We start from the raw sequence: 10,159 nt of genomic DNA on the forward strand, positions 1-10,159 counted from the left end.
GGAGGAATAGATGGATCGTTTTTTAAATGATAATCATATGTTAATGATTCCTGGGCCAATTACTGTTCCACCTCGTATTCTGAGAGCTAACTCAAGACCTATGGTAAATCATAGAGGACCAATTTTTCAAAAGATTCATGAGTACTGCGTTGACGGCTTGAAAAAGATTTTTAAAACTGATGAGGGTGAAGTATATATATTTGCTTCAGTTGGAACTGGTGCTATGGAAGCATGCGTTTCTAACTTTTTCAGTAGAGATGATAGAGTTTTGATTTTGGTCAACGGCAATTTTGGTCAGAGATTCGTGCAAATTGCAAACATATATGGACTAAATGTTGATGTATTGGAATTCGTTTGGGGTCAATATTCTGATCCTGAAAAAGTAAGAGAGTATCTTTCAAAATATCCAAAGGGCACATACAAAGGAGTTCTTGTCCAACACAACGAAACTTCTACTGCCATATTAAACGATCTTGAAAAACTTTCTCCAATCATAAAAGAACACGGAGCCCTGTTCGTAGTAGATTCAATTAGCGGTATGGTAGCTGCCCCTTTTGAGATGGATAAGTGGAAGGTTGATGTGGTTGCGGCAGCTTCTCAAAAGGCGTTTGGGTGTCCTCCTGGCATTAGTCTCCTTGGAGTATCTAAAGAGGCTCTTAACAGGGCAAACAATGCCAATCTGCCCAGATTTTATTTTGATGTTAGAAAATATCACGAATCATATAAAAAAGGACAGCCTCCTTTTACTGCGCCTATCTCGTTGTATTTTTCATTGGAAGAATCCTTAAAGATGATTTTTGAAGAGGGGCTTGAGAATTTTCAAAAGAGGCATATTGTTCTCAGAGATTCAGTTAGAAGCGCTGTTAGGGCTCTTGGATTGAAACTTGTCTCAGATGACAATTGTGCAAGTCCTGTCGTTACGGGTGTTTTTGTGCCTGAGGGTATCAATCCTCAAGATATTATAAATATTATGAGAAAAGATTTTGGTATTGTTCTTGCTGGAGGTCAATCTCAGTTTAAAGGAAAAATATTTAGAATTGGCCATTTAGGATTTATAGGGGCAACAGAAATATTTGCAACTTTTGCTGCTCTTGAATTAACTCTTGATAAATTAGGCTATAAATTTGAAAAAGGCATATCAGTTAAGGCTGCACAGAAAGTTATTGAGGAGAGTATGTAAATGAATGAAAAAATATTGGTGGCTGATGAAGTTTCTCAACTCGGTATAAGAAGGTTAGAATCCGCTGGCTTTCAGGTGGATATAAAAACTGGGCTTACAGAAGATGAACTTTCAGAAATTATTGTTGATTATAATGCTATTATTATTAGATCCTCGACGAGGATTACGGAAAAGGTTCTATCTAATGCAAAAAATCTTAAGATTATAGGTAGAGCTGGTGTAGGTGTTGACAACATAAACGTCGAGGCTGCTACAAAGTATGGTGTTGTGGTTGTAAATTCTCCTGAGGGAAACATTATTTCAGCTGCCGAACATACATTCGGGTTACTCATATCTCTTCTTCGAAATATTCCTCAATCTGACAGATCTATTAGAAACCTTGAATGGAAAAGAAATAAATTTACGGGGCATGAACTGTATAGGAAAACGATAGGCATTATTGGCCTTGGTAAGGTTGGAAGTAACGTAGCAAAATACTCTAAGGCTTTTGGAATGAAAGTTATTGGATTCGACCCTTATATATCTTTCGATAGGGCAAAAGAAATGGGCATTTCTCTAATGTCTCTTGATGATGTTTTTAAAGAAGCAGATGTAATAACTGTTCATGTGCCAAAAACAAAAGAGACCTATCACTTGGTCAATAAAGAAAGAATTAGTTTAATGAAAAAAGGCTCATATATAGTAAATGCTGCTCGAGGCGGCGTAGTGGATGAAGCTGCTGTGGCTGATGCTTTGAAATCTGGATACTTAGCTGGTGTTGCTTCTGATGTGTTTGAGGTAGAACCTGTTACAAATGACAATCCTTATATTTCAATTGAAAATACAGTTCTGACTTCTCACATTGGCGCAGCTACAACGGAAGCCCAGGTTAACGTTATTCTTGACGTGGTAGAACAGGTAATCACTTTTTTTGAGGGAAGAGTTCCTCACGGAGCTGTTAATTTGCCTGCTTTTAGGGGAGTTTCTGACGATCTTTTACCGTGGATTGACCTTGCCGAAAGACTTGGAAAATTTATTAAAGATATGGTCTCACAAAGAGTCAATAAGATCGAAATCATATACTACGGCGATATTGCAAAGAAAAATATTAATCCTGTTTCAGTGAGCGTTCTTAAAGGATACTTAAGAAAAATAAAGGGCGATTATGTAAGTTTTGTTAATGCGCTGCCATTGGCAAATGACCTTGGCATTAAATATACCGAATCTAAAGAGTCAGAGGATGTTGATTTTAAGAGTGTAATAACTGTTAAAGTTATAACCGATAGCGGTGTAAGATCTGTTTCAGGGACAATATTGTCTGATCAGAAACCAAGAATAATCGGCATTGACGATTACCGTGTTGATACCTTTCCAGAAGGTTACCTTTTGATATCAAGACACAAGGATAAGCCTGGAATTATAGGAAGATTTGGAACTGTTTTGGGAGAAAACAAGATTAATATAGCTGGCATGCAGCTTGGAAGAAATTCCAAAAGCGGTCTTGCAGTTATGATTCTTAGCGTAGATTCTGATGTTCATGATGGCGTGTTAGAGAAATTAATAAGCGGAGGAGATATAGAAGAGCTCAGGTTAATTTATCTTTCATGAAAATATATTTAATAAGGCATGGCGAAACCGATTGGAATAAAGAAAGCAGATATCAAGGCGTAAAAGATATAGAGCTTTCTGCAAAAGGTATTGAGCAAGTAAGAAAGCTTGGAAAATATTTTTCTAGCATACCTCTTGATATCCTGGTTTCCTCTCCTCTTAGCAGAACAAAAGAAACTGCAAACTCGATTCTTGATTTCTATCCAAAAAAACTACAAGTCTTTTATGACGATAGATTTTTAGAAATATCACATGGACTATGGGAAGGAAAACTGGTATCTGAGGTAAAAAGGGAATTTAAAGAAATTTATAATTTCTGGAAAGTAAGTCCGTATGAAGCAAAGATGCCAGAAGGAGAAGGTTTGCACGATGTGTCTCTAAGAGCTACTAGTGCATTTAAAGAATGGGTTGACAACAATCGCGGTAATGATATTGCTTTTGTTACTCACGACGTCGTAATAAGGGTTATTTTGATGGACATATTTTCCCTTCCATATAGTTTTTTTTGGAAATTCAAGCTTGCAAATGCTGGGATAAATGTTCTGGAATTTGATGAAGAATTTAAACTCTTGTCAATAAACCTTATATGCCACCTGGAAGAATTTAGTGCAGAGGGCGTGATTTAGTTAAGGCTTCAGAGGACTTCACTACTACTGGGTGAAGATTGCGTTAATAGAATTAGAAACTCAAGAGTAGTAATATGTGGTCTTGGAGGGGTTGGAGGTTTTGCACTTGAGGCGCTTGCAAGATTGGGTGTTGAAAATTTTTTTCTTATTGACGATGATAAATTTGAATTATCCAATCTTAACAGGCAAGTGTTGGCCGAATTTGGCAACATTGGACTTCTTAAAGTTGACGTGGCTTTAGAAAGATTGAAATCTATTAGCGGTTCATGTGCTTTAGCGTCTCGAAAAAAAGCACAAGAAGTTATTTTTGAGATTGAAAACTTTAAACCTGATATAGTTGTTGACGCTATAGATGATTTGGATGCTAAAGCTTTATTGATTAAACAATTTTACAATAAAGCATATGTAGTTGTTAGTGCTGGAGCAGGAAACAGAATAGATCCTACTCTAGTAACTTATGCAGACCTATCTAAGACTTCTAATTGCTCTCTTGCTAGAGCTCTAAGGAAAAGACTTAAAAGTTTCGATATAGTTTCGGGAGTTGACGTCGTGTTTTCTAAAGAAGTTCCAAAAAAAGAATTTAATAATACACAAAGTATCGGAAGTGCAGTATTTGTACCTATGGCCTTTGGTAGCATTATTTCTTATTTGTGCTGTAAGTATATTTGTAATAAATTATAGTTTTTTAATTATTTTTTTGTATTGTGATATAATCACTTTTTGTGATCTGAAATAGGAGGTAGAGAATTGGAATCAATTGGAATGCATTACATTGTTGAGGCTTCAGGATGTGATCCTGATATTATTGGCGATCCTGTAAGAGCAAGAGAGATTTTTTTGGCTGCTGCAAAGGTAGCAAATATGGACGTAAAGGCAGTTCATTTTTACAAATTTTTTCCATCTGGCACTAGTGGCGTTGTAGTAGTATCTGAATCGCATATTTCTGTCCACACTTGGCCTGAAAATGGATATGCTGCATTAGATGTCTATACGTGCGGAGAGAAGGCACAGCCCGAGAAGGCAGTAGAGTTTATATTGCAAGCATTTAGGGTCAAGCACGCTCACATTACCGAGGTTCAAAGAGGCGTGAAAGATGAAGACACCTATACGCATACCACGATGACTTGGGAGGAAGATTATTCGGAGGATTAGTTTCACTAATTTAATGATTGTTCCCTCTCAAAGCAAAAGGTTATTTATTTTTTTGCTTTATTGGGTCTTTGTTGAGAGATCAAACATAAGGTATTTTTTCGCCAATAAAGTGCTCAGCTCGTTTAGATCTTCTACGTTTCCTATTTTCTCATAGGTAACACCTTTAGATATGTTCCATGGTTTATATTCTGACAATTGCCTTCTGTAAATATCCAAATCAGCGTCGCTTGAAGTATTTCTCTTCAGGGCTCTTTTCTTCAGCCTCTCTGCAATAATTTCAAAGTCAGCCTCTCTTTCAATTAAAACCATATCCGTTTCTAATTTTTTTGCTAAGTCTACGATCATGTTTCTATATACATCCGAGTTAAAAGTAGCGTCCAAGATTACAGATCTATTTGATTGTATTTCTCTCTCTGTTTGCTCAAGCATTCTACTGTAAACATTTTTAGTAAAATCAGGAGAATAAATTCCTGCGTTGTAATCAGCTTTTGCACTTTCATGTTTTGGAACTCCTGCTAATTCTTTTCTTATCTCATCTGACGACAGCCTTTTTATATCTGTCTGGGAACTCAACCTCTTTGCAAGAGCACTCTTTCCTGTTCCTGAGAGACCGGAAATAACAAATATGGTAGGCAGTGAATTGTTAAAGTATTTTGCAGATAGTCTAAAATATCTTTTTATCGCGTTTTCCAGGTCTTTATTTTTCTGATCGTTTATAAATGAAAAATACAGTACCTTACCTCTTACGTAAGCAAGGTAGGATTTAAAAAAGTCTAAGTATGGCAATATGTTCTTTTTACTTAGTTGCTGATAAGTATTTACATAGATAGCAGAAAGATCGCTTTTGTTGCTGAAATCTAAGTCCATTGAAAGAAATGACACCTCAGACGAGATATCTTGAATTCTAAATCTTTCATTAAATTCTATACAATCAAATATGTATATGTCATCTGGCATAATTGATATATTTTTTGAGTGTAGGTCTCCGTGTCCATCTACAAATAGGCCGTTTTTCATTCTATCTTCAAAGTCAGATTTGTGTGAGTTAAAAAAGTTTAGAGAATTATCCATTATCAAGTTGTAATTTTTTTTTGAAATTAGCCAACCAACAATATTTTCAGTCTGGCTGAAATTTTCTTCTAAATTATATTTTATTGAGTCAACAAATTGGGTGTCTTTAATTTTATTTGCTGCGTCATGAAATTGTACAACCTTTTGTGCGATCCTGTTTATGTCATCTTCAAACACCTTGTTCTGAATTAATAAATTCGACATTAGAGAGTCTTGAGGCAGTTCAACCATCTTTATACAATATTCCACTATATTTTCAGATGAATTTAAAACATATGAACTATTTATTAAGCTAATGGGCATAACGCCTAAGTATAAACTTGGGTTTATTCTTGAATTTAATTTTATTTCTTGTTCACAAAAATTTTTTCTTTTTTCAAGAGTGGAAAAATCCAAGAAACCAAAGTTAACTGACTTTTTTATTTTGTAAGCATATTTTCCAGTCAAAAAAACACAAGATATATGTGTTTCAATAAACTTTATTTCGGCTTCATGCGGATAGAATGAAGGGTTAAGCATTGCATTTACTAAATTTGGCATATCTCCTCCAAAGGGCTACATTTTATAGTTTATAATAATAATGTAAAAATTAAGCTCCAAAATTTCTTTAATAATAATATTATAAGTTACATATCAAAAATTACAAATTAGAATTAATTTAGAAAACTTTAAATTAAGAAATAGTTTTTATTCCAGCTTTTAGGAGGTTTTAACATGTCGTTCAAGGAAGACTTAAAAGAAGTTGCTGCCTTTAGATTTAAAGATGAAAAATTGACTCCTATACATAATGTCGGTTTTTGTGATATGGACAACTTTTTAGGAGTTGATGAGCAGATTGGCATATTGCTTAAGAATACTGTCAAATTTGTAAAAAATTTACCTGCCAGTGATGTCCTCCTATGGGGCGAGAGAGGTACTGGGAAGTCGAGCCTGGTAAAAGCTATGCTTGGCAAGTTTTTTTCAGAAGGTTTAAGGATTATTCAAATCTATAAATCTCAAATAAATGATTTGTCTCACCTTTATGGCTTACTAAGAGGGGAAGACTATCATTTCATACTATTTTTCGATGACTTATCCTTTTCTATTGGTGAAGAATCCTGGATGGTCCTAAAAGCGCTTCTTGATGGCGACATTGAAGAGAGACCGTCTAATATATTGATATATGCAACATCAAACAGAAGGCACCTTGCAAAAGAAGAAGATGTAAATGAAAGATTTGCAAATGATGCCTATAGAGAGATGATTTCTTTGGTAGAGAGATTTGGCATTAGACTTGCATTTTTATCTTTTAGCAAGGAACAATATCTAAATATAGTTAAGAATTATGCAAAGTTAAGAGGATTACAGCTCGATGAAGATATTTTAAATAAAAGTGCCATGGAATGGGTGCAAAGAGGAGGGAGCTTTACAGGCAGATCTGCTTTTCAATTTGTAGAATATCTATATGGTGAAGAGATGTTGAAAGAATTTGATTTTAGGTATATAATCAAAGATAAATATATAAATAGTTAGGGGTGTTTAAATGCCGATATTTGAGTATTTTTGTAAAGATTGTGGTGCAGACTTTGACATATATCTGCCTGCCTCTTCTGATGGCAGAAAGGTAGCGTGTCCGAGTTGTAATTCAGAAAATGTTAGAAAGGTTTATCATGTCAACCACTGTTCTTCTTCTGATAGTTCAGGAGATGATTCTGACTCTGGAAGTTGTTTTAGCGGTGGCTGAGGGTTTTAATTAAAGCTCAGTTTGAGCTTAAAAAGCCTGCGAAAGCAGGCTTTTTTTATTAAAGGATATATAATAATTTAAAGAGATACTACTTTGAGAGGTGGACACATTATGAAGGATGTTTTCTCTCCATTTAAGATTAAGAATTTAAATTTTAAAAATCGTTTCATCAGATCTGCAACACATGATTGGCTTGGGAATGATGACGGATCAATTTCTGAGAGGCAGCTATCTTTGTATAAGGATTTGGCTATAGGCGGAACAGGTCTAATAATGTCAGGGCATTCTTGTGTAGAGTTTCCAAGGGGAAGAGCAGGGATAAAGCAAAATAGAATAGATGATGACAGGTTTATCGATGGTTATAGAAAGATGTCTGATATGATACACGAAAACGGTTCGCTTTTTGCTGTTCAAATATCTCATGCGGGCGCGCAGACAAATAAAGATGCTATAAATAATTTAGAGCCAATAGATCACAACACTATGGATATAGATGACATTAGTGTATTGACAGATGCGTTTACAAAGGCAGCCCTTAGGGTCAGGCTTTCTGGAGCAGATGCTGTTTGCGTTCATATGGCTCATGGGTACTTTTTGTGTAGAACGCTTTTTTCTGATTCGAATAAGAGAGAGGACGAATTTGGCAAAAGCATCGCAAATAGATCAAAAATTGCTCTTAAAATAATTGACTCAGTTAGAACGGCTGTTGGCAAAGATTATCCAATTTTTGTAAAATTAAATTCTACTGGTGGAACTGGTGATGGCCATATAGGGATAGAAGAGCTTGTCGGCGTGTCAACGCTTCTCGACGAGCACGGCGTAGATCTAATTGAAATCAGCGGTGGCGCTGTCGGCTCAAAGGATAACCCAATTGATAGGCTAAACATCTTGAAAATTGAAGATGAGGGCTATTTCTTAGAAAGAGCAAAAGTTGTAAGAAAAAATGTCAGCTCTCCTATGAGTATTGTAGGTGGTATAAGGTCGCTATCTTTGATGAATGAGATTATTGGAAGTGGAGTCGCTGACTTTATGTCTTTAAGCAGGCCATTTATTAGAGAGCCAGATCTGGTCACAAGGCTTAAGAACGGTCAAGAAAAGGTTTCTTGTATATCTTGTAGCAAGTGCAGAAACTTTGATGGTATTCGATGTGTTTTCAATAAGTAAAATTTGACAGTTTTATATTAATATTATAGAATTAACCGTCTATGAAATGTATATGGAGGTTTTGGTATGGCTAAGGCCGGTGCAAAAGAAAAAAGATTAAGAATTACTTTGGCGTGTCAAGAGTGTAAGGAAAGAAATTATCACACTCAGAAGAATAGGATCAACGATCCAGACCGCCTACAGGTGAAGAAGTATTGCCCGAGGTGTAATAAGAATACTGTTCACAAGGAAACAAAATAGTATTATAATGCTTTTGTTTTAGGCCAGTAGCTCAATGGCAGAGCATCGGTCTCCAAAACCGGGGGCTGCAGGTTCAAGTCCTGCCTGGCCTGCCATTTTTATTGCGTAACCACATCGCCTGTTGTGGGAGCAAAAAGCTATTTTAATTTTTTAGTACCTCTTGGAGGTGTAATTTGCTGTCTTTTAACGATTTGAAAGAGAGGGTAAGATCTTTTTACTCTGAAATTAAAGTTGAATCCAGAAAGATATCATGGCCTGATAGAAAGACCGTGCTTTCTGCTACTGGAGTTGTTTTAGCATTTAGTCTAATCATTGCTCTTTTTGTGGGTTCACTTGACGCTATCTTTACTGCCATTTTTAATTTCTTAATATCAACATTTGGACATTGGTCAAATTCATGACAGATATAAATTTTAATCTTAAATGGTATGTAATAACAACTCTTTCTAATTATGAAAAAAGAGTTGAAGAAGCGATACTCGTAAGAGCACAGAGAGAGGGTCTTGAAGATAGGATAACGAGGGTTCTTATCCCTGTCGAAAAAGAAGTCAAAATGATTGGTCATCAGAAAAAAGAAAGTTCAAAGAAGGTTTTCCCTGGCTACGTATTGGTGGAGATGGATCTTGATGACGCTACATGGAACCTGGTCAGGACCACTCCTGGTGTTACGGGTTTCATCAGCAGCAAAAAGAAGCCTTTACCTCTTAGTCCAGATGAAGTGGAAAAAATTATGATGTACGCTAAAACAGACAAGCCTGTAATAAGAGTAGAATTTGACAAAGGTCAGGTTGTAAGGGTCACTTCAGGCCCATTTGCTGAGCAGACTGGAGTGATTGATGAAATATTTCCTGAAAAAGGAACGGTACGTCTTGTTATAAATCTTTTTGGTCGAGACACTCCTGCTGAGATTGCTCTTAGTCAGATCGAAAAGGTTTAATTTTGATTAATTTAATGGAGGTTGTAATAAATGGCTGCTCCTAAGAAAAAGAAAAAGAAGATTGTTGGAATTGTAAAGTTAGCTCTGCCTGCTGGCAAGGCTAATCCTGCTCCTCCTGTTGGTCCTGCATTGGGCCAATACGGCGTTAACATAATGGAGTTTTGTAAAGCGTATAATGCTCAGACATCATCTCAAGAAGGAACCATTATTCCTGTAGAAATTTCAGTATATGAAGATAGAAGTTTTGATTTCATCCTTAAGACTCCTCCTGCTTCAGTTTTGATCAGAGAAGCTTTAAAACTTGAAAAGGGTAGTGGCGAGCCAAACAAAAAGAAGGTTGGAAAGATTGCAAGATCTAAACTTGCTGAAATTGCCCAAGGGAAATTAAAAGATATGAACGCAAACAATGTAGAAGGTGCAGTTCGAATGTTAGAGGGCACTGCGCGTAGCATGGGCGTAGAAGTAATTGAAGGATAGGA

At 36.0% G+C, this 10,159-nt stretch carries 13 protein-coding genes and 1 tRNA gene; 13 read left to right on the forward strand and 1 reads right to left on the reverse strand.

Annotated elements, in window-relative coordinates:
* Positions 1–10: 10 nt before the first annotated feature.
* The 5 genes from V4762_RS02045 (at position 11) to speD (ending at position 4,545) form a co-directional block, all read left to right on the forward strand.
* Entirely contained in the window at positions 11–1,180 is a 1,170-nt protein-coding gene (locus V4762_RS02045) for a pyridoxal-phosphate-dependent aminotransferase family protein (protein ID WP_347314109.1), read from the forward strand.
* A complete protein-coding gene (gene serA, locus V4762_RS02050) occupies positions 1,181–2,767 on the forward strand; it encodes a phosphoglycerate dehydrogenase (RefSeq protein ID WP_347314110.1) in 1,587 nt (528 codons plus the stop codon).
* The gene (locus V4762_RS02055) at positions 2,764–3,393 is read left to right on the forward strand and encodes a histidine phosphatase family protein (protein ID WP_347314111.1); all 630 of its coding nucleotides are present in this window, start codon (positions 2,764–2,766) and stop codon (positions 3,391–3,393) included. The genes serA and V4762_RS02055 overlap by 4 nt, the downstream gene beginning before the upstream one ends.
* A 27-nt stretch (positions 3,394–3,420) precedes the next feature.
* Positions 3,421–4,074 carry a tRNA threonylcarbamoyladenosine dehydratase gene (locus V4762_RS02060; protein ID WP_347314207.1) on the forward strand — a complete coding sequence of 218 codons (654 nt, stop codon included), beginning with the start codon at positions 3,421–3,423 and terminating at the stop codon, positions 4,072–4,074.
* A 66-nt stretch (positions 4,075–4,140) separates the two neighbouring features.
* Complete coding sequence (gene speD / locus V4762_RS02065; RefSeq protein ID WP_347314112.1) at positions 4,141–4,545, forward strand: adenosylmethionine decarboxylase; 405 nt, start codon at positions 4,141–4,143, stop codon at positions 4,543–4,545.
* A gap of 57 nt (positions 4,546–4,602) precedes the next feature.
* Here the strand turns inward: speD and V4762_RS02070 are convergent, their stop codons facing one another.
* Positions 4,603–6,156, reverse strand: coding sequence for a bifunctional aminoglycoside phosphotransferase/ATP-binding protein (locus tag V4762_RS02070; protein ID WP_347314113.1), 1,554 nt, complete (start codon positions 6,154–6,156; stop codon positions 4,603–4,605).
* A 174-nt stretch (positions 6,157–6,330) separates the two neighbouring features.
* On the opposite strand from V4762_RS02070, the gene V4762_RS02075 reads away from it, so the two are divergent.
* The 8 genes from V4762_RS02075 to rplK all read left to right on the forward strand — a co-directional run bounded on the left by V4762_RS02075 (position 6,331) and on the right by rplK (position 10,157).
* On the forward strand, positions 6,331–7,128 hold the full coding sequence (locus V4762_RS02075) for an ATP-binding protein (protein ID WP_347314114.1): 798 nt from the start codon (positions 6,331–6,333) through the stop codon (positions 7,126–7,128).
* A 10-nt stretch (positions 7,129–7,138) separates the two neighbouring features.
* Positions 7,139–7,339, forward strand: coding sequence for an FmdB family zinc ribbon protein (locus V4762_RS02080; protein WP_347314115.1), 201 nt, complete (start codon positions 7,139–7,141; stop codon positions 7,337–7,339).
* A gap of 111 nt (positions 7,340–7,450) precedes the next feature.
* Complete coding sequence (locus V4762_RS02085; RefSeq protein ID WP_347314116.1) at positions 7,451–8,503, forward strand: NADH:flavin oxidoreductase; 1,053 nt, start codon at positions 7,451–7,453, stop codon at positions 8,501–8,503.
* Positions 8,504–8,569: 66 nt separating this feature from the next.
* A complete protein-coding gene (gene rpmG / locus V4762_RS02090; protein WP_347314117.1) occupies positions 8,570–8,743 on the forward strand; it encodes a 50S ribosomal protein L33 in 174 nt (57 codons plus the stop codon).
* Positions 8,744–8,763: 20 nt separating this feature from the next.
* A tRNA-Trp gene (locus V4762_RS02095) sits at positions 8,764–8,838 on the forward strand.
* Positions 8,839–8,916: 78 nt separating this feature from the next.
* Positions 8,917–9,144, forward strand: a complete 228-nt coding sequence (secE, locus tag V4762_RS02100) for a preprotein translocase subunit SecE (RefSeq protein ID WP_347314118.1) — start codon at positions 8,917–8,919, stop codon at positions 9,142–9,144.
* Entirely contained in the window at positions 9,141–9,680 is a 540-nt protein-coding gene (gene nusG / locus V4762_RS02105) for a transcription termination/antitermination protein NusG (protein WP_347314119.1), read from the forward strand. Before secE ends, nusG begins: the two co-directional genes overlap by 4 nt.
* Before the next feature lie 30 nt (positions 9,681–9,710).
* A complete protein-coding gene (gene rplK, locus V4762_RS02110) occupies positions 9,711–10,157 on the forward strand; it encodes a 50S ribosomal protein L11 (protein WP_347314120.1) in 447 nt (148 codons plus the stop codon).
* Positions 10,158–10,159 lie beyond the last annotated feature (2 nt).

It is taken from the genome of Thermodesulfobium sp. 4217-1 (assembly GCF_039822205.1).
Classification (GTDB): domain Bacteria; phylum Thermodesulfobiota; class Thermodesulfobiia; order Thermodesulfobiales; family Thermodesulfobiaceae; genus Thermodesulfobium.

What these genes read in the sequence shown, in the direction of transcription:
- serA (WP_347314110.1), top strand. Translation starts at nt 1,181, where the DNA reads ATGAATGAAAAAATATTGGTGGCTGATGAAGTTTCTCAACTCGGTATA.
- V4762_RS02080 (WP_347314115.1), top strand. Translation starts at nt 7,139, where the DNA reads ATGCCGATATTTGAGTATTTTTGTAAAGATTGTGGTGCAGACTTTGAC.
- V4762_RS02055 (WP_347314111.1), top strand. Translation starts at nt 2,764, where the DNA reads ATGAAAATATATTTAATAAGGCATGGCGAAACCGATTGGAATAAAGAA.
- rpmG (WP_347314117.1), top strand. Translation starts at nt 8,570, where the DNA reads ATGGCTAAGGCCGGTGCAAAAGAAAAAAGATTAAGAATTACTTTGGCG.
- nusG (WP_347314119.1), top strand. Translation starts at nt 9,141, where the DNA reads ATGACAGATATAAATTTTAATCTTAAATGGTATGTAATAACAACTCTT.
- V4762_RS02075 (WP_347314114.1), top strand. Translation starts at nt 6,331, where the DNA reads ATGTCGTTCAAGGAAGACTTAAAAGAAGTTGCTGCCTTTAGATTTAAA.
- V4762_RS02085 (WP_347314116.1), top strand. Translation starts at nt 7,451, where the DNA reads ATGAAGGATGTTTTCTCTCCATTTAAGATTAAGAATTTAAATTTTAAA.
- rplK (WP_347314120.1), top strand. Translation starts at nt 9,711, where the DNA reads ATGGCTGCTCCTAAGAAAAAGAAAAAGAAGATTGTTGGAATTGTAAAG.
- V4762_RS02070 (WP_347314113.1), bottom strand. Translation starts at nt 6,156, where the DNA reads ATGCCAAATTTAGTAAATGCAATGCTTAACCCTTCATTCTATCCGCAT.
- V4762_RS02045 (WP_347314109.1), top strand. Translation starts at nt 11, where the DNA reads ATGGATCGTTTTTTAAATGATAATCATATGTTAATGATTCCTGGGCCA.